The 21,193-nt window shown below is 67.7% G+C and carries 19 protein-coding genes; 11 read left to right on the top strand and 8 right to left on the bottom strand.

The window, feature by feature from the left end:
- The 3 genes from L8G49_RS04695 to L8G49_RS04685 all read left to right on the top strand — a co-directional run.
- On the top strand, positions 1–392 hold a 392-nt coding region (locus L8G49_RS04695; protein ID WP_242182796.1), incomplete at its 5' end, for an aldo/keto reductase.
- Positions 393–526: 134 nt separating this feature from the next.
- A complete protein-coding gene (locus L8G49_RS04690; RefSeq protein ID WP_242182793.1) occupies positions 527–1,432 on the top strand; it encodes a diacylglycerol kinase family protein in 906 nt (301 codons plus the stop codon).
- A 13-nt stretch (positions 1,433–1,445) separates the two neighbouring features.
- Positions 1,446–2,390: a WGR domain-containing protein gene (locus L8G49_RS04685; protein ID WP_242182791.1), complete on the top strand. Its 945-nt coding sequence runs from the start codon at positions 1,446–1,448 to the stop codon at positions 2,388–2,390.
- Positions 2,391–2,594: 204 nt separating this feature from the next.
- On the opposite strand, the gene L8G49_RS04680 is transcribed toward L8G49_RS04685, so the two are convergent.
- Positions 2,595–4,787: a xanthine dehydrogenase family protein molybdopterin-binding subunit gene (locus L8G49_RS04680; protein ID WP_242182789.1), complete on the bottom strand. Its 2,193-nt coding sequence runs from the start codon at positions 4,785–4,787 to the stop codon at positions 2,595–2,597.
- 338 nt (positions 4,788–5,125) lie between these two features.
- Between L8G49_RS04680 and L8G49_RS04675 the strand changes: the two genes are divergently transcribed.
- Positions 5,126–5,734 (top strand): peptidylprolyl isomerase, encoded by a 609-nt coding sequence (locus tag L8G49_RS04675; RefSeq protein WP_242182787.1) that lies wholly within the window; start codon positions 5,126–5,128, stop codon positions 5,732–5,734.
- A 231-nt stretch (positions 5,735–5,965) separates the two neighbouring features.
- Here L8G49_RS04675 and L8G49_RS04670 read toward each other — a convergent pair whose 3' ends face one another.
- Complete coding sequence (locus tag L8G49_RS04670; RefSeq protein WP_242182785.1) at positions 5,966–6,226, bottom strand: hypothetical protein; 261 nt, start codon at positions 6,224–6,226, stop codon at positions 5,966–5,968.
- A 4-nt stretch (positions 6,227–6,230) separates the two neighbouring features.
- Positions 6,231–6,848 carry an arylesterase gene (locus tag L8G49_RS04665; protein WP_242182783.1) on the bottom strand — a complete coding sequence of 206 codons (618 nt, stop codon included), beginning with the start codon at positions 6,846–6,848 and terminating at the stop codon, positions 6,231–6,233.
- 44 nt (positions 6,849–6,892) lie between these two features.
- On the opposite strand from L8G49_RS04665, the gene L8G49_RS04660 reads away from it, so the two are divergent.
- Positions 6,893–7,597, top strand: coding sequence for an ATP-binding cassette domain-containing protein (locus tag L8G49_RS04660; protein ID WP_242182781.1), 705 nt, complete (start codon positions 6,893–6,895; stop codon positions 7,595–7,597).
- A complete protein-coding gene (locus L8G49_RS04655) occupies positions 7,594–10,089 on the top strand; it encodes an FtsX-like permease family protein (protein ID WP_242182779.1) in 2,496 nt (831 codons plus the stop codon). Before L8G49_RS04660 ends, L8G49_RS04655 begins: the two co-directional genes overlap by 4 nt.
- A 151-nt stretch (positions 10,090–10,240) precedes the next feature.
- On the opposite strand, the gene treF is transcribed toward L8G49_RS04655, so the two are convergent.
- Together treF and L8G49_RS04645 are read right to left on the bottom strand one after the other, a co-directional pair.
- The gene (gene treF, locus L8G49_RS04650) at positions 10,241–11,836 is read right to left on the bottom strand and encodes an alpha,alpha-trehalase TreF (RefSeq protein WP_242182777.1); all 1,596 of its coding nucleotides are present in this window, start codon (positions 11,834–11,836) and stop codon (positions 10,241–10,243) included.
- A 58-nt stretch (positions 11,837–11,894) separates the two neighbouring features.
- Positions 11,895–12,311, bottom strand: coding sequence for a TonB-dependent receptor (locus tag L8G49_RS04645; RefSeq protein ID WP_242182775.1), 417 nt, complete (start codon positions 12,309–12,311; stop codon positions 11,895–11,897).
- A gap of 105 nt (positions 12,312–12,416) precedes the next feature.
- On the opposite strand from L8G49_RS04645, the gene L8G49_RS04640 reads away from it, so the two are divergent.
- Positions 12,417–12,608 (top strand): helix-hairpin-helix domain-containing protein, encoded by a 192-nt coding sequence (locus tag L8G49_RS04640; RefSeq protein WP_242182773.1) that lies wholly within the window; start codon positions 12,417–12,419, stop codon positions 12,606–12,608.
- 121 nt (positions 12,609–12,729) lie between these two features.
- On the opposite strand, the gene L8G49_RS04635 is transcribed toward L8G49_RS04640, so the two are convergent.
- Both L8G49_RS04635 and L8G49_RS04630 read right to left on the bottom strand, forming a co-directional pair.
- Positions 12,730–13,056 (bottom strand): hypothetical protein, encoded by a 327-nt coding sequence (locus L8G49_RS04635; protein ID WP_242137834.1) that lies wholly within the window; start codon positions 13,054–13,056, stop codon positions 12,730–12,732.
- 226 nt (positions 13,057–13,282) lie between these two features.
- Positions 13,283–14,893 (bottom strand): M28 family peptidase, encoded by a 1,611-nt coding sequence (locus L8G49_RS04630; RefSeq protein ID WP_242182771.1) that lies wholly within the window; start codon positions 14,891–14,893, stop codon positions 13,283–13,285.
- A 169-nt stretch (positions 14,894–15,062) separates the two neighbouring features.
- Between L8G49_RS04630 and L8G49_RS04625 the strand changes: the two genes are divergently transcribed.
- The 4 genes from L8G49_RS04625 (at position 15,063) to L8G49_RS04610 (ending at position 18,696) form a co-directional block, all read left to right on the top strand.
- The gene (locus tag L8G49_RS04625; RefSeq protein WP_242137832.1) at positions 15,063–15,629 is read left to right on the top strand and encodes an ankyrin repeat domain-containing protein; all 567 of its coding nucleotides are present in this window, start codon (positions 15,063–15,065) and stop codon (positions 15,627–15,629) included.
- 143 nt (positions 15,630–15,772) lie between these two features.
- Positions 15,773–16,783 carry an alpha/beta hydrolase-fold protein gene (locus tag L8G49_RS04620; protein WP_242182770.1) on the top strand — a complete coding sequence of 337 codons (1,011 nt, stop codon included), beginning with the start codon at positions 15,773–15,775 and terminating at the stop codon, positions 16,781–16,783.
- A 14-nt stretch (positions 16,784–16,797) separates the two neighbouring features.
- Positions 16,798–17,748 carry a 3'-5' exonuclease gene (locus L8G49_RS04615; protein WP_242182769.1) on the top strand — a complete coding sequence of 317 codons (951 nt, stop codon included), beginning with the start codon at positions 16,798–16,800 and terminating at the stop codon, positions 17,746–17,748.
- A 144-nt stretch (positions 17,749–17,892) separates the two neighbouring features.
- Entirely contained in the window at positions 17,893–18,696 is an 804-nt protein-coding gene (locus L8G49_RS04610) for an IclR family transcriptional regulator (protein ID WP_242137829.1), read from the top strand.
- Positions 18,697–18,778: 82 nt separating this feature from the next.
- Here the strand turns inward: L8G49_RS04610 and L8G49_RS04605 are convergent, their stop codons facing one another.
- The gene (locus L8G49_RS04605; protein WP_242182768.1) at positions 18,779–21,172 is read right to left on the bottom strand and encodes a DUF3772 domain-containing protein; all 2,394 of its coding nucleotides are present in this window, start codon (positions 21,170–21,172) and stop codon (positions 18,779–18,781) included.
- Between the last annotated feature and the right edge of the window lie 21 nt (positions 21,173–21,193).

Genomic DNA, 21,193 nt, shown 5'->3' with positions numbered 1-21,193 from the left:
CGCGGATCGTCGAAGCGACGGGCGTCGTTCCGGCGGTCAACCAGATCGAGCTGCATCCCGGCTTCCAGCAACGCGAAGCGCGGTCTTATCACGAGGCGCACAAGATCGTGACGCAGAGCTGGAGCCCGCTCGGTCAAGGCAAGGACTTGCTTACACGCGCGCCCATCGTCCGGGTCGCGGACAAGCATGGGCGCAGTCCTGCACAAGTGGTGATTGCCTGGCATCTCGCGCACGGTTTGGCCCTCATTCCCAAGGGGAGCGACTTGGAGCACCTGTCGGACAATTTCGCAGCGCTGGATTTGATCCTGGACGAGGAGGACATGGCAGCTATCGACGCGCTCGACTCGCCGGTTGGACGGCTGGGACCGGACCCACGCAGCTTCGGCGGCTAGCGTTTAACGAACGTAGCTGTCGAGGTTAGGCCACCAAAAGTGTAGGCCCGACGTTGGAGCGATTTTGCCACGTCAGCAGAAAGCTGACGTCGTCGTGTCCAAACCTGCACGACGAAAGGCGAAACTTCAGCGCGATGTACCTCGGATCCACGACCGGAACGCAGCTCGACGGCACGCCGCAGGCAACGATCAGCATCGTACAGCTATTCAGCAATCCACACGCCGGTTGGATCGCGCGCCGGCGCGTGGCCGCCTTGCGACGCAGGTTCATGGTTGAGGGTATAACCGTTCTCAACGGCGACCACGGGTCCAAGCCTCTTATGATCGACAGACGCGCGCAGCATATCTGTTGTGCTGGCGGGGATGGAACACTGCGTCACGTTCTTGCCGCGCTCATTGAATCTGGCCGCGAAATCTCCGTCAGCGTCTATCCGAACGGAACCGTCAACCTCGTAGCGAGAGAGATTGGATATTCGATCGCCCCGGCGGCATTCGTACAGCGTGTGCTGAAGGGTGATCACCGGGGGTATCATCATGTCGGTCTTATTGGCGACGTTCCGATGGCAAGTTGCGCATCCGTCGGTCCTGACAGCTACGCGGTCGCTGCCGTCTCCCTCGCCCTGAAGCGGCTCATCGGCAGGGCGGCATATATCGTTGCCGTCTGCGGGTTCTTGATCCGCTGGCCCCGTGTAAAGATCACGCTGAAGAATGCCGAACGGGAATTGGTGTGTGAAGCAGTCTATGTCGCAAAAGGACGCTACTTTGCCGGTTCGTGGTCGCTCGCCCCGACAGCGTGTATGCGCTCGCAGACCTTCGAAGTGATCGCCTTGCAAAATGCTTCAAGACGGACCTTTTTCCGGCTTTGTTGGTCGATGTTGCGAAGACTTCCGGTCGGAGAAATTCCCGGCGTGGAACAGTTTAATTGCACCGAATTGGAAATAACAAGCGAAGAGCCTGCCCCCCTGCAGTCGGATGGCGATATCGTTGGCTATCTGCCGCTTCGGCTAGCGCTGCGGCTCGCGCCGATTGAGTTCTCCTAGTCGAGGGCGCGACGTGATCCTGCTCAGCATTTGTTATGCGCCCGACGCCAACGGGCGGATGGCGATGAATTTCGGCCCGATCAACCAGCGCGGCGGCGAGAAGCGCCTCAACGTCATCTTCAGCCGGGCGCGGCATCACATGGCGGTGGTGTCGACCATCCGGGCGGAGGCGATCACCAACACCCACAATGATGGCGCACGCGCGCTGCGTACTTTCCTGTCCTTTGCCGAGGCGCAGTCGCGCGGCGATGCCGCGCATGGCCAGGCGGTGCTCGCGACGCTCAACCCGGAAGCCCAGCGCGTATTTGCCCGCGCGGCGCCCGCCGACGCGCTGCGCGATGCGATTGCCGGTGCACTGAGGGAACGCGGCCACCAGATCCATGCGGATGTCGGCAGTGCCAGCTTCCGTTGCGATCTCGCCATTTTGACATCGCGCGGCGACGGGTACGCGCTCGGCATCCTTCTCGATGCCCGCGACGCCGCCACTGTTGCCGACCGCTATGTCTTCCAGCCCACGATCCTGCGCGCGTTCGGCTGGAAGGTGATCGACGTGCCCGCACAGAGCTGGTTGCGTGATCCGGGCGCGGTGATCGCGCAGATCGAGGCGGCGCTCTACCGCGATCCCGCCGATGTGGACGATGATCCGTTCGCAGGGGCAACGATGCCGGCCCCGGTCGTTAGCGTGCCCAAGTCCAAGGAGCCGAAGGAGCCCAAGCCGCAAGCCAAGGCCGAGCCGCTGTCGACCTGGCCAGAGTTTAGCGAATTCCGCTTCCAGCAAGGGGCCTCCGATAAATTCTGGAAGATTGCTGTCACTGGGCTGGATGTGACCGTCGTCTTCGGCCGGATGGGTACCAAGGGAAGCACGGTGCTCAAAACCTTCGATACGCCCGAACGTGCCAAGCGCGAAGCGGCCAAGCTTATCGCCGAAAAGGTTCGGAAGGGGTATGTCGAGGTATAGTGGGGATGGCGCAAGCATCAGGCCACGTTGCAGCAATTGGCTCCAAATCGGTGTAGTGACGTCGTACATCATACCGGTGTTCTTGACGGAATGTCAGGCACCAACGGCGGGCAGCGCCGCAATGGGGACACGGCGTGGGAAAAGGGGGAACAGGACAGGGGAGGCGAAAGGCGGATTACGGGGCAGTGAAGTGCGGTGAGGCGCTTACCCCAGCGCTGCCTCGGGTCTGATCGGCAAGTCGCGGATGCGCGCGCCGGTGGCGTTGAAGACCGCGTTGGCAACCGCTGCGGCGACGCCGATGATGCCGATCTCGCCCAGCCCCTTGACGGCCTGCGGGTTCACTGCCGGGTCGTCATCGGGCACCATGATGACCGTCTGACCCGCGATATCGGCAAAGGTCGGAACCAGATATTCACCGAGGTCGCGGTTCATATAGACGCCGGTGCGCGGGTCGATCTCGGTCCGTTCGAACAGCGCCGAGCTCAGTCCCCAGGCCATGCCGCCCAGATACTGGTTCCGCGCGGTCATCGGGTTCAGCACCCGCCCGGCGGCGAAGGCGCCCACATGGCGTGGCACCCGAACCTCGCCCGTTGCGGCATGCACCCGAACCTCGACCATGTGCGCGCCGAACGTCCAGGCGAGCTTGTCGGCGGAGCCCGGCAGCAACTTGATGTGTCCCGCCCGCAAATCGTCCAGCGCGGCGGGCGTCGCGCCGGCTGGCAGGTAATCGAAACGGACGTCGCGCGCGCCCGCCGGCATGCGCAACAGCGCTTCGCATGCCTCCGCCAAGGCGTTGGCCAGGCTGGTGGTCGTAGCGGACCCGCCCGAGATACCGGCCGGCGGCAGTGCCGTGTCGCCGAGGGCCACCGTCACCCGATCGAGCGGCACGCCAAGGCGCTCGGACGCGAGCGTCGCGAGCAGCGTGTAGAGGCCGTTGCCGATTTCGTGGTGCGCGGTCTCGACGCGGACCGCCCCGGTCGCATCCTGGGCGACATGGATGACCGCTGGGCCGATCTTGACGGGGCGCGCTGCCGCCGCGCAGCCGTGGCCGACCCACCAGCCATTCCGCAAGGTCGCGCGCGGTTGCGGTCGGCGGTCGGACCAGCCGAAAGCCGGTGCCGCCGCATCGAAGCAGCGCATCAGTGCGCGCGTCGTGAACGACTTGCCGGTGACCGGATCGACCATCGTGTCGTTGCGGCGGCGCAGCTCGATCGGGTCCAGCGCGAGCGCATGCGCCAGTTCGTCCATCGCGCTTTCCAGGGCGAACAGGAACGGTACCTCGGGCGGCGCGCGCATCGGACCGGGCGTGTTGCGGTCCACCCTTCCGAGCCGCTCCTCGCCCGCGACCGTGACCGCTGCATAGAGCGCCGTGGACACGTCCGTGCCTTCCATCGCGAAAGCGTCGAACCGCGAGCTCGCCGTGGCGGCGTCGTGTCCGACTCCCAGCAAGCGACCGTCGGGTGTCGCACCCAGGCGGATGCGATGGCTGGTTTCCGTCCGATGGTTCGCGACGGTGAACTGGTCGCGGCGGCTGACCGCGAGCCGGACGGGCCGGCCCAGCCGCCGTGCGGCAAGCGCGCAGATGGCGGTATGTTGCGATAGCGCGAGCTTGCCGCCGAAGTGTCCGCCGATGAAACGGGCGATGATACGGACCTGTTCCGGCGCGATACCGAGCTGGGACGCGAGACCGTGCTGCGCCGCGCCGAGGTATCGGGTCGGCTCGTACACCGTCAGCTGGTCGCCGTCCCAGCGGCACGTCGTGCTCGGTAACTCGATCGGATTGTGGTGCTGGATGGGCGTCGTGTAGCGGCTGTCGACCCGCACCGCGGCGTTGGCCATGGCCGCGTCCAGGTCGCCCTTGCGGCGATCCTGGTGCGCAGCGCTGACGTCGGCCAGGCGCGCGGTTTCCCAGCGCGGATCGAACAGCGTGGCGACCGGCGACTGCCCCGCGTAGCCGATCCGGAGCGCCGCCGCCGCCGCCGCGGCGACCGCGGACGTTTCGGCCACGACCATCGCAACGATCTGCCCGGCATAGCGAATGTCGGGTGAAGCGAGCGGACGCCAGCTGCTGTTCGCCCATCCGCCTTCCATGAGATGATCGACCGGACCGATGGCGTCGCCGACGTCCTCGTGGGTCAGGATCATCAGTACGCCTGGCATAGCCTCCGCCACGTCCCGTCCGATCGAGGTCACGCGACCGCGCGCGATGGCGCTCACTGCCAGCGCCGCATGCGCCATGCCCGGCAGCGACACGTCGCCCGGATATTCGGCCAGCCCGCAGACCTTCAGCGGCCCGTCGATACGGGTATGGGACTGGCCGACCCGGGCAACGTTCGTATCATCCTGTTCCCGCACGCCGAACGCGGCTGGCGGCATGGCTTCCGTCGACATCGGCATTCCGGCACCCTAGCGTCGTGAAAGGGTCTAACGCACGATGACGAAAGACGGCCCGCGAACGAGGCTGGCCCATATCCTGCGAGCCAGCCCTGACGCCAGGATCCGCGACCGACCGCCCGGGTCGTTGACGCTGTCGGGCTAGCCGTCGTTGACCGGATAGGTAACGAGGCTACTGTGACGCCCAGATCGCTGGAGCCTGCTCCGCGTCGACACGTCGGTGGCGCAAGCCGTCCGGCTGCACGCCGCCGCACCCATCGTCGGCGGATATCGGATGGGGGGATGCACGACATGTTCGCTGGATCGAAAGGAATAGAATGAAGGTCTGTCTATCGGCTCTGTTGCTGGTGCTTGCCTTCCCCGCCGTGGCGCAAGGGCCGGTGGCGCCGACGCTTCCGGTTGCGACGCCGGCCCCGTCTTTGCCGCGCGTCGTGCTGGAAACGGGCGCAGGACGGATCGTGATCGAACTGGAGACGGGGAAAGCGCCGATCACTGCCGCCAATTTCCTCAAGTACGTTGACCAGAAGAAGCTCGACGGCACGGAATTTTACCGCGCGGTGAAAGCCGCCGATCACTTCGGTTTCGTGCAGTTCGGCGCCAATGGTGCGCGCCAGCGCCTGCTTCCGCCGATCGCGCACGAGGCGACCACGCAGACGGGCCTCCACCACACCGATGGAGAGATCTCGCTTGCCCGCCTGGCGCCGGGGACGGGTCGCAGCGAGTTCACCATCAGCGTTGGAGACCAGACCCGCTCGCTCGACGCCGGGCAGGGGCAGCCTGCCGACAATCTGGGCTATGCCGCGTTCGGCCACGTCGTGGAGGGCATGGACGTCGTCGTCGGCATCATGGATGCGCCAGCATCCCCGACGGCAACCCAGCGCGGGGCGTTCAGGGGCGAGGTGCCGGTGGCGCCCGTCAAAATCCTGACCGCCCGGCGGGCAGCGCCGTGAACGCGATGGGGATGGCCACCTGGGCTCACGCCGTGCCATGTGGGGCACCCCGGCGGCGCTCGGGCAGGCGGATCAAGCGTCCGTCTGGCGGGTAACGGGCGGCGATGACGATGTTGATACGTGCACCCGTCGGGGCAGCCGGCCCGGAATTGCCGTTGCTGCGGCGCGTGGCGCGGAGGATGGCAATAGGACCAGTCCGCACAGACGCGGCTGCTGGCCAGCGTGCCCAATTCAGTCTTCGTGCAGTCCTTCCGCCATTTCCATGAACCGCCGCGCCGCCGCCCGATCCGCTTCGCTCGAAAAGGCAACGTCCAGATCGGGAGCGCCCCCCAGCATGTGCAACAGGGTCCACAAGCCGAAGCGCCGGTCGCGATCCTTTTCCAATCCGAAGTCGACGCGCATGTGCTCGATGCCCGCATCGAACGCCGCAGCGTTCACCGTCGCAAGATCGGGGGTGCCGAAATAGCGGCGAAACTGGTCGTCGAGCTCCATCGGCCTATCCTCTCAGCGCACGGCGCACGCTGGGCAGTACGCGGCGGACGATGATCTCGACGCCGCGCGCGTTGGGGTGCAACCCGTCGCCCTGGAGCAGCGCGCGATCGCCTGCGACACCGTCGAGGAAGAACGGATAGCGCGGCACGCCATGCGCCTTGGCGAGCGCAGGATACATGCCGTCGAAGCGCGCGACATAATCCGGCCCCAGATTGGGTGCGGCGCGCATCCCGGCGAGCAGCACGGGGATGCCGCGATTGTGCAATTCGGTCAGGATGGCATCGAGATTGGCGCTGGCCTGCGGAACCGGAAGCCCTCGCAGCATGTCGTTCGCGCCGAGCTCCACGATGACCAGATCAGGCGTCGCCCCGAGCCCGCGCAAGCCCCACCGCAGCCGCGCACGGGCCTGGGCGACGGTATCCCCGGCGACGCCGCCGTTGCGCACCGTCGCAGCCACGCCGGCGCGGCGCAACGCCGCCTGCAGCCTGGCAGTGAACCCCAGGGCGGGCGGAAGGCCGTAGCCCGCGCTGAGGCTGTCCCCGAACGCCCAGATCACCGGAGCGTGGTTCGAAACGCGGGGAGCCGCCTCCGCGTTCGGGACAAATCCCACGGCGCACAGCATTGCGAGATGGACAATTGCTCGCCGCCATCCATATCGCTTGAGGTGTGACCACATCATCCCCTTCCGATAGCGCACTGATCGACGTACGCAACGTCTCGCTGTCGCTCGGCCGCGCGCCCGCCCGCGTGGACATCCTCCGCGGGATCGACCTGAGCGTCTTTCCGGGCGAAAGCGTCGCGCTGCTCGGGCCGTCGGGATCGGGCAAATCGTCGCTTATGGCGGTGCTCGCCGGGCTGGAACGCCCGAGCGGTGGCACCGTCGCGGTTGCCGGGCTGGACTTCGCCACGCTGGACGAGGACGCGCTCGCGATCGCGCGGCGTGGACGGATCGGGATCGTGCTGCAGGCCTTCCACCTGCTGCCGACGATGACCGCGCTGGAGAATGTCGCGGTCCCGCTGGAACTCGCGGGCGAGCGCGACGCGTTCGGTCGAGCGGCGGCGGAACTCACCGCGGTCGGCCTCGGCCACCGGACCGGACATTACCCTGCGCAACTGTCGGGCGGCGAGCAGCAGCGCGTCGCCATCGCGCGCGCGCTGGTCGCGCGGCCGGCGCTGATCTTCGCCGACGAACCGACCGGCAATCTCGATACCGCGACGGGGGCGGCGATCATGGATCTGCTGTTCGAACGGCATGCCGCCAGCGCGACGACGCTGTTCGTCATCACGCACGATCCCGCCCTGGCGGCGCGGTGTGCGCGCGTCGTCACGCTGGCGGATGGTCGCATCGCCGCGGATCGGCGCAGCGTTTGAGCATCTTCTGGCGGCTGGCGCTGCGCGATCTGCGACGCGGTGGTCGCGGGCTGGTGCTGCTGGTGGCGTGCCTGTTCCTCGGCACCGCGTCGTTGGCCGGCATCGGCAGCCTGGCCGCGAGCATGATCGCGGCGCTCGATGCGAACGGCCGGCAGATCCTGGGCGGCGATGTCGAGTTCACCGTATCGCAGCGCCGCGCGACCGTGGCCGAACTGGCGGCGTTCGCGCAGGCGGGCCGCGTATCCGAGACGGTGGCGATGCGGGGGATGATGAGCACGGGCCCCGGCACTCCCGCCATGCTGGTCGATCTGCGCGGAACAGACGCGGCGTGGCCGCTGGTCGGGCGTTTCCGGCTTGCCCCGGGCGCACTGTCCGGGCGGCCGCACGGTCGCGAGATCGCGATTGCGCCGGCGGCGGCCGAGCGGCTGCGCGTGAAGCCGGGCGATCGCGTGCGGCTGGGCACGACGTGGCTGCGGGTGATCGGGATCATCGCGGACGAGCCCGATCGGCTCGGTGCCGGGTTCACGCTCGGCCCGCCCGCGCTGGTCGACCTCGCGGGGTTGGACGCGACCGCGCTGGTGCAGCCGGGCAGCCTCTACGAAAGCCGCTATCGCATCGCGCTCGTGCAGCCTGCCACGGCGGGCGCGGTGCGGGACCGCCTGCTCGCCCGCTTGCCCGGTGCGGGGTGGTCGGCCAAGACGAGCGATCGCGCGGCGGGCGGCTTGCGGCGGAGTATCGACCAGTTCGGCCAGTTCCTGCTGCTGGTCGGGCTTGCCGCGCTCGCCATCGCCGGGGTCGGCGTCGGGAGCGGGGTCGCAGCCTATCTCGCGGGCAAGACCCGCATCATCGCGACGCTCAAGGTGCTGGGGGCGACCTCCCGGACGATCGCGGCGATCTTCCTCGCGCAACTCGGGATGGTCGCCGCGATCGGGATCGGCGGCGGCCTGCTGGTTGGCGCGGCCGTGCCCTGGCTGGTGACGGCGATCGTCGGCGCGTCGCTGCCGGTGCCGCCACGGCTCGCGCTCTATCCCGTGCCGCTCGCGACGGCCGCGCTGCTGGCGCTGCTCGTGGCATTGCTTTTCGCCTTGCCGGCGCTCGCGCGGGCGCGCGAGGTGCCGGCGGCGACCTTGCTGCGCGATGCGCTCGCGACGCGCCGCTGGCCATCGACGATCGTGCTGGCGCTGATGGCGGTGCTCGTCGCGGCGCTGGTCGCGCTCGCCGTGCTGACCGCGTCGGACAGGGTGCTGGCACTCGGGTTCGTCGGCGCGGTCGCCGCTCTGATCGCCGTGTTGTGGAGCATCGGCCTCGCCATCCGGCTCGCGGCTGCGAAGCTCCCGCGGTCGCGCATGCCGTTGCTCCGCCTCGCGGTCGCGAACCTGCATCGCCCGGGCGCGCAGACCGATCGGCTGGTGGTGGCGCTTGGCCTCGGCTTCTCGCTGTTCGTCGCCTTGGCGGTGGTCGACGCGAGCTTGTCCGCCGAATTGCGCAACGCAGCGCCGGCCAAGGCCCCGCGCTTCTTCGCCATCGACCTGCAGCCGGACGACGCCGCCACCTTCGCGCGCGCGGTCAGGCAGGCCGCGCCCGCCGCGACGATCGAGGCGCTGCCGTCGCTGCGCGGGTCGATCGTGGCGTTTCGCGGGCACCGCGTCGCCGACATGAAGACGCTGCCCGAGGGGGCGTGGGTGCTGCGCGGCGACCGCACGATTACCTGGTCGGCGAAGCTCCCGCCCCGCAACGCGGTCGTCGCGGGAAATTGGTGGCCGGCGGACTATCGCGGCCCCCCGCTCGTCTCGCTCGAGGACAAGGCCGCCGCCGCGCTCGGTCTCAAGGTCGGCGACAGCATCACCGTTTCGGTGCTCGGGGTCGACGTGCCCGCGCGGATCGCCGCCTTGCGCAAGATCGACTGGGGCGGCCTCGGTCTCAACTTCGCGATCGTCTTTTCGCCCGGTTATATCGAGGAGGCACCGCATGGCCTGCTCGCCAGCGTCTATGCTCCCCCGGCGCGCGATGGCGCCATCATGCAAAGCGTCGGTGCGGCGCTGCCGTCGGTCACGCTGATCCGCGTCGGCGACGTGATCGGCCAGATCGGCGCGGTGCTCGGCCAGGTGGCGGTGGCGATCCGCGCGGCCGCGGCGGTGACGGTGGCGGCGGGCATCGCGGTGCTGATCGGCGCGGTATCGGCATCGGGGCGGGAGCGGCGCTATGATGCAGTGATCCTCAAGCTGCTCGGCGCCAGCCGACGTCAGGTGCTCGGCGCACAGGCGCTCGAATATGCGCTGTTGGCGATGATGCTCGTCGTGGTGTCGCTGGCCGTCGGGACGGCGGCAGGCTGGTATGTGGTGACCCAGGTGTTCGAGATTGGATGGGCCCCGCGCTGGGACATCGTCGCCGCGACACTGGCGACCGCCGTCGCGATGACGCTGGGGATGGGGATCGCGGGAAGCCTTCCCGCGCTCCGCGCCAAGCCGGCCGCGGCGCTTCGGGACTTGTGACCGTGCGGTGCGATGGGGGTGCCGTCGTCGGCGCGACCCGCGGACGGAGCATCGCCGGAAGCCATGCGGCACGCCCGCAGATCGTCGGGCCAAGGGCAAGCCGTCCCGACGCCCGCTCGCGCTGAGGGCTGGGACCGGCAGGCTCGGCTACCTAGCTATGATCCAAGGCGGGATATTTCTCGAGCAAGGCACGGGTGACGCCGTTGGTCCAGCCGAACCCGTCCTGCACCGGATACTCGCCGCCACCGCCGGCTTGCCCGGTTTCGAGATTGTACTTCTCGACCATCCGACCGTTGGCATCGTAGTACCGCGAGACGGTGCGGAGCCAGCGGAGGGCAAGATCCTCGGCCTGCGCGGTCTTGCCGTAGCGGTCGAGGCCCTGGACGCCGATCCAAGTCAGCGGTGCCCAGCCATTGGGCTGGTCCCATTGCTGGCCGGTGGTGAGCGTCGTGGTCCGCAGGCCACCGGGCGCGAGCAGCTTTTCGGTGACGAGCGCGGCGGTGGCGTCGGCCTGTTCGCGCGTGGCGAGGCCGACGAATAGTGGGTAGAGGATCGCGGCGCTGACCGCGCTCGTCGGTTTGCCCGTCCTGCGGTCCCAGTCCGCGAAGCGTTTGTCGCCCGCCGACCAGAGATATTTGCCGATCGCCACGCCGCGGGCGGCGGCGCGCGTCTCGAACGCGCGGGCGCACGCCGTGTCGCCGACGGCCGTGCAGCGCCGTGCGATCGCCTTCTCCAGGTTCCACATCAGGCTGTTGAGATCGACCGGCACGATATCGGTGGTGTGGATCGTCGCCAGCGTGTTGCCGTCGGCGAGCCAGCGTGAGCTGAAATCCCAGCCGCTCTCGGCCGCGGCGCGGAGGTCGCGATTGACCTGCGGGGCGGCGCGACCCGCAGCGGCGGCGGCCGTCGCGATGTCCTCGGCATAGGATTCGTCGCGCGGCGTGTCGCGGGCGTCCCAATAGCGGTTGAGCAGGCTGCCGTCGGGCATGCGCACGACGTGCTCGCACGCACCGCTGGCGGCGAGGCACTTCGCACCCGCCATCCAAAAGGCATGCTCGGCCTTCAGCGTGGCGAGGCGTTCGCGGTCGAGCGCGGGGTCATGCGCCTCCGACAGGTCCATCATCATCGCGAGGAACGGCGGCTGCGAGCGCGACAGATAATAGCTGCGCGTGCCGTTCGGCACATGCCCGTATTGCGCGATCAACGCGCTGAAATTGGCAAGCATCGATTCGATCAGCGGCCGTTCGCCATCGGCCTTCAGGCCGAGCATGGTGAAGTAGCTGTCCCAATAATACATCTCCTGATAGCGCCCGCCCGCCACGACATAGGTCTGCGGCAGTTGCAGCGCGGACGAGCCGGGTACGACCGCCATCGGCGGCTTGGCGAGCACTGGCCACAGCGCACGGATATGCTCGCGCATCGACAGCTTGCGCGTGTCCGCGTCCCCGACCTTGCGGAAATGCCGCGCGACGAAGGCGGCGAGCGCGTCGCGGCCTTGCGGTGCCTCGGTGCGATACGCCTGGAGGATCGCGTCGGGTGCCGAAAGCGGGACCAAGTCCGCGAAGGTCTTGCTGTCGGGGAATACCCGCGCGAGCTCGACCGCGCGGTACAGCGGGCCGTAGACGTCCTCGGGCGTGCGGACCGCGCTGGCGGCGAGCGCGGGCGTCGTCTCGCGCGCGACGGCGGGCGCGCTCAGCGCGATCGACAGCGCGGTGAGCAGCAGGGCGGGGGATCGGCGCAAGGTCATGAGGAGCAACTCGCTATCGTAGTGCCCGGTCGGGGCATGAACCCCGACCGGCAGGAGGTCAGAACTTGTAGGCTGCGGTGATCGTCGCGTGCCGGCCAAAGATCGGGCGGCCCAGGAAGAACCCGGCGGAATTGGCCGAACCGACCGTCCGCACATTGCCTTCGGTCAACGCGAGCGTATCGGTCAAGTTCTCGACCGTCGCCTGTAGCGAGAAACGATCGTTCAGGTCGAGCGACGCACCGAGATCGACCGTCTCATAGCTGCCGAGCCGCTGCTGGTTCTCGATATCGGCGAACCGGTTGCCGATATGCGTGAACGTCCCGAACAGCCGCGCCTTACCCCAGGCGCTCCGGAAGGTGTAGGACGGGGTCGCGGCGATCTGGAATTTCGGCTGGCGGTTGACGCTGTTGCCGGAGTTGGTCCCGAAATCCTTGAACTTGCCGTCCTGCACCACGCCGCGCACCGCAAGCTGCACCGTTCGATGCCGCCTGGTGCTTTCGGCGGACTCCAAGGAGCGCGCTGCATCGGGGCAATTCCGACAGGCGTTGCCGATCGCTGGCTACTGCGGCATCAGGGAAAGATGATCGATCTCAACACCGCCACCGCCCAGGAACTGGACGCCGTCTCGCAACTGAAGGGCCACGGCTTCGAGATCGTTCGGTATCGCGAGGAACGCGGGCGCTTCGATGCCCTGCGACAGCTCGATGAAGTGCCTGGACTCACGGGAAAGTGGGACGGTGCCGAGACCGAGGTCGAAGTGCGTTCGGTCTGAGCGGTCTGTCGGGCGGACCATCGAGTCCGCTGGCGGCATCCGGGCCACTGAGGGCAACGCGCCCGATACGGGAACGCCCGGCCATTGCTGACCGGGCGCACCTTCGTCGGATCGAGGGAACTCAATAGTCCTCGCGGCCTTCCCAGCGGCCCCGACCTTGGTTCCAGCCATCGTGGCGGTCGTAGCCATCGCGCCAGTGCTCGCGCTGCCATTCCCGGCGACGATGTTCCTGCTCCCAGCGGCGATGGGCAATCCACCGTTGGCGCTCCTGATACCCGCCGCGATCGTCGTAACCGCGCCTGTCGTCGTCGTGACGATCGCGATAGCCATCGCCGGAATAATATTGCGCGTTCCAGCGTCCGTAACTCTGCGCGGCGGCGACGTTTGGAACGACCGCGACCAGCGCCGAAACGCCAAGCGACGCGGTCAGGATCAGCTTGCGAAACATGAACTCTCTCCTCATCGGCAAACGGCCGATGACGATGATATGCAGCCGAGCCGATGCGCACGGCCTGAATGCACTGTGCAGCCAAGGTTCACGCGTCGGCGTTGTCGGCGACGGCCGGCGGCTCAGGGGGTGCTTCCGGTGGCCGGAGGGCGGCAACGGCTTGCGATGCGCGCGGCACGAGCAGGGGGATCCTCGCGGCGGATCGGCGTGAACGGGTTTTCAAACCCTATTGCAAAACCTTGCGGTCGCCGTTGGTCGCCGCACGAAGCGTCGCATAGTCGGTGCCGGTGTTCCAGCTTGGCCACGTGGCGGCATTCGCCACCTGTACGCCGAGTTCGTACGCCACGGTCGCTTCCTGGACGGTGCCCGCGAACGACCATGACGGCTCGAACGCATCGCTCGGCTGATGGTAGCGGCTGGCATTGTAGTCGGCGACAAGGGCGGCGCCTTTCGCGGTCCCGCCTTCGACGAGGTTTCGACCTGCACGAAAGGTGATGGCGGGGACGCCACGCTTGGCGAAGGAGAACTGGTCCGACCGGAAGTACCATCCGGCCTCGATCGCCGGCTCGTCGACGATGCTCAGACGATGGGCGCCCGCGACGCGACGCAGATCGGCTTCGAGCGACACGCGGCCACCGCCGATCAGCTCGATGTCCCGTGCCGCGGGCAGCACCACATGCGGGTCCAGGTTGATCACCGCCGCAGTCGTGGCGAGCGGGTAGATCGGGTGGGCGGCGTAATATTCGGACCCGAGCAGCCCCTTTTCCTCGGCGGTCCAGGCCGCAAAGACCACGGTTCGCGCGGTCCGCCGCCCTCGGGCGATCGCGCGGCCAACCTCGATGAGTTCCGACGTACCGGTGGCATTGTCGACCGCGCCGTTGCGAATGCCGTCGCCCGCGACCGGACCGTTCTGCCCGTTTGCGTCCCAATGCGCGCCATAGAGAACGGTCTCGTCAGGCCGGCTTGCCCCGGGCAATTTGCCGAGCACGTTATGGCTGACGATCGACGTTGCGGTGGCGCTTCCGCTTGCCGTGACGCTGCCGTCGCGGAGCGGGAAGGCGCGGAACGCCGCATCGCGCGCCCGGACCTTCAGCGCGGCGAGGTCGAGCCCCGCGTGGCTGAGCATTTCGACAGCGACGTCATTCCTGAGCCAACCGGACAGCATGAAGCCGGCAGAGGGCTGAAGCGGTGCGATCACCATGGTCGGCAAGGCGTCGCCGCTGGCCAGCTGGAGGAACGGATAGCTCGCCGCCGCATCCTCGTGGATCACCAGGACGCCTGCCGCACCTGCTTTGGCCGCGGCCGCGAACTTCTCGCCGACGCGGCCTTCAAAGGCGAGCCTGCGCCCCTCGAAGCCGAGATCGCGCCCGGCCTCGAAGTCGGGATCGTTGGCCAGCACGACCGCAACCTTTCCGTGCATGTCGATGCCGGCGTAAGCATCCCATCCCAGGCGCGCGTTGACGATCCCGTACCCGGCGAACACCAGGGGCGCGCCCGAGAGCTTCGTGTCGCCCGGATTGCGGAAACCCAGGGTCGCATCGCGGCCCAGCGCCAAGGACCGGTGCCAGTCCCCGAACTGCAGGGTCAAGGTGGCGCCCGGGCGACGGTCGAGCCTGACCAGCGGCACGTCCTGGTACCAGCTGCCATGGTCGCCGGCAGGTTCGAGTCCCGCCGCCGCGAACTGCTGGGCGATGTAGACGATCGTCTTGTCCTCACCCGCTTCGCCCGGCCCCCGGCCGAGGAACGGATCGGACGACAGCGTCCTGACATCGGTTTTGATCCGATCGGCCGAGATCGGGGAGACGGCAGCGGCGAGCGCGACGAGGGATATGAGCATGCCTGCATCTTGCGAGAAGCCGTGCCGCCATGGCAACCGCCATCTGACCGCGCGACTGAATTACGGTTCCGGCACGAGGGCATGCTGCGTCCCGGCGATTTTCTTGACGGTCGGGGGAGCCGCTCGGCCGTGCGGATCGTTCCCGATACCAGACTTGCGAGGAATTCCGGTGTCAGACGCACATACGAAGGCCGAACTGCCGCCTTTGCCATCCCCCGAGCGGCTCCAGGACTTGTTGCATCAGGCTGCACGCCTCGGACGGGACGACGTCATCCCGGCACTGCTGCAGGCCGGCGCCGACGTGGATGCGCGGGATGCCAAGGGGTACACGCCGTTGATCCTGGCAAGCTATAACGGGCACCCTGCCGCCACGACGGTGCTGCTGGAGCATGGTGCGGATGCCGATGCGGGAGATGGCGCGCGCGGCAATACCGCCCTGATGGGCGTGGCGTTCAAGGGTTATGCCGCCATCGCCCGGCTTCTTCTCGATGCGGGTGCGGACGCGAATATGCGCAATCTGGCCGGCCAGACCGCGCTGATGAACGCGGTCATGTTCGGCCATGGCGCGATCGTCGAGATGTTGGTCGCGGCGGGCGCCGAAGCCGACGTGGTCGATGCCGGGGGCAATAGCCTTGCCAGCATCGCGGCCGGGCAAGGCAATGCCGCGATGGTCGAGCTGATCAACCGGGCCGCAGCCCATGCCGGCGACGCGATCCGGGCATCCTCATCCGACTGAGACGGTCCTCGACGCGCAGGCGCGCGACACGGATCGGGCAGCGGCTTTTTGCTCCACTGGCCAACCGGCCATTGGCGCGGCCGCAGACTTGATGCACATCGGCAGGCGTGCCGGGCGACGGCATGGATCATGGAGCGGCATCGATGCGCAAGCGACCGGCGATCATCCTGGCGTTGCTGTTGGCGGGCACCGTCCCGGCGCAGGCCGACACCCGCCATATCGCGCTGCCCTACCACGACGCACCCGAGCTCACGGCCCGCGCGGACATTCCGCACGGCACGATCAGGAGCTTCATCCTGCGATCGGCCGATAGCCGGATCTATCCGGGCATCCGGCAGCTCGACACCGCGACCACACGCCGCCGCGACGCCTATGGCAATCGGCTGGCCGCGCCCGCGGACCAGCAGTCGGAGCCTGGCCCTTATCGGCGAGAGGTCTTCGTCTATACGCCGGCCGGCTACCGTCCGGGAACCGCAGCGCCGTTGCTGGTCGTGCAGGACGGGCGCGACTATGTTGCGCGCGTGGCGGCGGCGCTCGACGGCCTCATCGCTGCGCACCGCGTGCCGTCGATCGTGGTGGTCCTGATCCAGTCCGGTGGCGGAGACGCGCAGGGGTCCGAGCGCGGTCTCGAATACGACACCATGTCGGGCCGCTATGCCGAGTTCGTGGAGCAGGAAGTCCTGCCGCAGGTCACGCGCCTCTACGGCGTCCGCTTTACGCGCGACCCGGAGGGCCGTGCGACCATGGGCGGCAGCTCCGGGGCGGCGGCGGCCTTCGCGATGGCGTGGTATCACTCCGAATGGTATCGCAAGGTGCTGTCCTATTCGGGCACGTTCGTGAACCAGGCCGCGCCCGTCGATCCCCGGACTCCGCATGGAGCGTGGGACTATGCGACCCACCTCATTCCGGAAACCACCCGCAAGCCGATCCGCGTCTGGATGGAGGTGGGGGCGCACGATCTCCACTGGCAGGATCCGGAAGGCACGTTTCATAACTGGCCGCTCGCGAACGACCGCATGGCAGCGGCGTTGGAGGCCCGGCGCTACGATTACCGCTACGTCGTTGCGGCCGATGCCGGGCACGTCGACGGCGACGTCATCATGCAGACGCTGCCGGACGCGCTCGCGTGGCTGTGGCGCGACTACCGGCGCTAGGCCGGGCCGATCGGATGCCCGGCGGCCGCAATCACCCGATGTGTTTTGCGCCGGGGCAGGATATGGCGCCAACCATGCGTCCGATCGAAAACCCGCTTCCTGCCGTCCTCCCGACACCCTTGGGAAAGTCCGACGCCGATTTCGTCGTCGTCGACGTCGAGACGTCCTGCTCCAGCGTCAGCAGCATTTGCCAGATCGGCATCGTCGGTTTCAAGAACGGGGTCGAGGTCTTCGAGTATGAGACGTTGATCGATCCCCTCGACCGGTTCTCTTCGTTCAATATCCGGGTGCACGGGATAACCGGCGATCATATCGCAGGCGCGCCGACCTTCGGCGCCGTTCACGCCACCATCGATGGCCATCTTTCCGGCCGTATCACCGTGGCCCACTCGTTTTTCGACAAGGGGGCGCTGGGGGCGGCCTGTCGGGTGCATGACCGCGCGGAGATTGAAACGACCTGGCTGGACAGCGTGCGCGTGGCGAAGCGTGCGTGGCCCGAACTGCCGAGCCACCGGCTCAACGTGCTGACGAAATTCCTGGGGGTTCGCCATAAGCATCACGATGCGCTGAGCGACGCGCGGGCGGCGGGCATGGTGATCGTCCGGGCGATCGAGCATACGGGCATCGATCTCGCCGGTTGGCTTGCACCGTCCCGGAGGCGCGCCGGACCCGCGCCCAAGGCGGCGGCGGGCGGCCCGCTGAAGGGGGAGCGGGTCGCGATTCTCGGCGCGCCGCGAGACGGAGCGTTGGCCAGGCTGCTCGCGGCGGCCGGTGCGCGCGTGGTGGCATCCGTTGGAACAACCACGACGCAGCTCGTCATCAGCAACCACCAGCCGTTTGGGCAATATGTGACGGCACATGCCGAATACCGGCGGGTCGACGCATTGCGGCGGGGCGGGGGTGTCATCGAGATCGTGTCGGAAGACGAGGTCCGGGCGCGTCTCGCGGGGCTCGGTGCGCGCTAACCGGAGGTCCGCGGGCCGGCCGCGCCGCGCCTGGGCCGATTGCTGCGCCTGCACGGACGGTCGCGTTGTCGGCTTTGGCGGGTTTGCCGGATTGACCGCGGTCCCCGTTCGCCGTCATGCTCGGCGCATGACCGAGGTAGCACGATGATCCGACCGGGCCCGAAGGGCACTTACGCTGCGCCAGCGATCGAAAAGGCGTTCGAGATCCTCAACATGCTTTCCAGCCACCCTGACGGGGCGCTGGTCAGCGAAATGGCGACGTATCTCGATCGCTCGGTTGGCGAACTGTTCCGCATCGTCATCGTTCTGGAACAGCTCGGCTATCTGCAGAAGTCCGCAAAGTCGGATCGGTACACGGTCGCCTATCAGCTGCTCGATCTGGCCTATCGCGCCACGCCGGCGCAGAATCTGGTCGACGCCGCGATGCCGGAAATGCGGCGGCTGGCACTCGATACCGGCCAGTCCTGCCATCTGGTCGTGCTCAACGGCGCACAGGGGTTGGTGATCGCGCGCGAGGAAAACCCCGGTACGCGCGGGTTTTCGCTTCGGCTCGGCGCGACGATCGATATCCTGCGCAGCTGTTCGGGGCATGTCATCCTTGCGTTCCTTGCGGCGGACCGCGTGGATCCCGTCATCGCGCAGGCCGAGGCGTTGCAGGATGCCGCGATCGATCGCGCCATGCTGACGGAGCGACTGGCCACGATCCGGTCCCGCGGGTTCGACCGGCGGACGAGCCCGATCACGCATGGCGTGACCGACATCAGTTTCCCGGTTTTCGGGTTTGACGGCATGGCGATGGGCGCGTTGACGATCCCGTTTCTCGAGCTGATCGACGGGTCGCAGAAGGTCGATTTCGAGACAGGGCAAACGCTGCTGCGCGGCGCCGCCGATGCCATATCCGCAACGCTGGGGTTCAACCCCCAGCGCCTTTCGCGGCAGTCTTCCTGATATTCCGTGGCCGTAGCCGGCTCCGGCCGGCCAATCGGGCGTTGCTGCGCTTGGTCCCGCCTTCGCGCCGCCTGTGCGTCCGTCAGTCCGTGGCGGGGGGTGCCAGGGTCTGCGGCGAAATCCATTCGATCCGCTGCGGCACGGTCCCGATGTCGATCCCTTCCTTGCGAAAGCGTTCGAGCAACGTCATCAGCACCGCGCTCCGCGCCGCATAAGCGGCCCGCGGGTGCACGACGTGGCCGAAGCAGTTGAATTCGATCCGCCCGTCCATGATCGCATCGATGAACACCGCCGGGGCCGGATCGTCCAGCACGGCGCTTTCCCCGGCGAAGGCTTCGTGCACCATTGCCTTCACGGCCGGCGCGTCGCTTTCGAGCGGTACCGAAAACTTGATCTGGATCCGCCCGAGCGGATTGGACAAGGTCTTGTTGAGGACCGATTTGGTGATCAGTTCCGAGTTCGGTACGATCAGCGTCGAATGATCGGGAAGCTCGATTTCGGTCGAGCGTACGCTGATCCGTTTCACGTCACCTTCGTCGTTCCCCACCCGGACGAGGTCGCCGATCTTGATCGGACGCTCGGCGAGCAGGATCAGCCCCGAGACGAAATTCTGGGTGATCGCCTGCAGGCCAAATCCGATCCCGACCGACAGGGCCGACAACAGCAGCGCGACGCGCTCGACCCCGATCCCCAGCGAGGCGAGCGCCCAGATGAAGGCGACCGCGATGCCGACGTAGCGCGCGACGAGGCTGACGGAATTGCGACCGCTTCCATCGAGATCCGTGATCGGCAGGTAACGCGTCTCGAGCCAACCCATGAACCCGCGCACGAGTGCGAGGCCGATGAACAGCACGACGATGCCGCGCAGGATGTTGGCCGGCGCGATCGAGACGCCGCCGAACTCGACGCCCTGGGCAAGCACGCCCAATCGGCCGAACACCGTGCCGAATCCGGTCGTGCCGACAAACGGCGTGACCAGCAGGCTCAGCGCCACGAGCACGAGCGCGACGCGCAGGAAGGCGGAAAGCAGCACGCCGAACTGGTCGACCATGCTCGGACGGACGCCAAGGGCACGGGTCAGCGTGACTCCCAGCCGACTGTCGCGCACGAACATGCTTGTGGCGACGTCGTCGACGGCGGCCGTCAGCAGGTACAGCGTCGTGCCGAGCACGGTGGCCCAGGCGATCATCCAGGCGACGAACAGGCTGAGCGCGATATAGCCCAGCAGCAATCCGACCAGCGCGGTCGCCACCAGCACCCAGGCGAGCAGCGTCCCGAGCCCGATCCCCGCGCTGGTCTTGACGTTTTGAGGTTCTTCGGTTTCGGCCCGCTTGGCGCGCAGGCGTCCGAGGACGACCAGGAAGACGATGATCAGCAACAGGTGCAGCAACGCGTTGAGCGCCTGTGTCGCGATCAGGGCGGCCTGGCTGGCGCCGATTGCCGTATTGAAGGCACCGACCACGATGCTGGCAAAGGACAGGCCGGCGAGGACCCAGGACAAGGGGCGTAGCGCGCTGGCCGTTTCGTCGTCGATCGGCGCGACACGCCAGGACGCGCCGTTGCGCATCAACAACGCACCGCTGACGGCGGCGGTATACGCGCAGAACCCCGTTGCCGAGACGAAGGCGTCGAGCAAGCTGCTCCACCGCGTCGGGAGCAATCCCGACCAGCGGAGTCCCTGTGCCAGCGCCGCCGCCGCGAGCAGCGGCGCGAGCGTTCCCACGATGACCCGCCACAATGCATTGGCGGACCGTCGGACGCGGTGTCCCGGCGCGCTTTCGACCAGCAGGCGCTGACCGATGCTGCGCGCGCGGACGCGCACGGGGAACAGCAAGACGAGACCCAGGATGATGCCGAGCACCATCTGCCAGGGCAGGCTACCATGCCATTGCGCACGGATCTGCTGCGTCCCCTGCGATACGAAGAGCCCGGTCCGGCGCAGGTCGCGCGGCAACGATTGGACGATCGCGCGCCAGAAGGCGGGCGTGACGGGCGAAGCGACCTGGGCCGTGATCTTTTCGTTGAACTGTTCCGCGCGACTGCGGTCGATCTCGTCGAGCAGCTGCCCTGCCTCGACATTCGCCAGGCCCCCGCGCTTGATCGAGGAATCGATCACGCTGCGCTGCTGGGCCAGGCTCTTGCGTTGCACGCTGATCTCGAGCGGTTCGCTGACGCCGGGTGTTATCGGCCCAAGCCCCGCGATCCGCGCATCGATCAGGGTTTCCTGCTGCTGGAGCTGGCTGGTGACATCGGTCGCGACCTGTTGCGCGGCGAGCGCGCGGCTGCGCAGTGCTTTCTGCGCATCGGCATCGACGCGGTCGTCGAGCGATGCGTCGACCGCGCGCAAGTCGACCTCGGCCTGCCGCAGTTGCAGGGATAGCGCCGCGACCGACGGGGTTTGAGCGACCGCCGCACTGCCGCTCAGGAGCAGCAATGCGGTCGCGATCAGGCGCAGGCAGGTCGTCAACACAGGCATCACAGGTCCGCCGGAGAGGGA

It is taken from the genome of Sphingomonas sp. CARO-RG-8B-R24-01, from assembly GCF_022662295.1.
Lineage (GTDB): Bacteria > Pseudomonadota > Alphaproteobacteria > Sphingomonadales > Sphingomonadaceae > Sphingomonas.
Note: the sequence above shows the minus strand (reverse complement) of the source record. Positions and strands in the feature narration are given on the sequence as shown.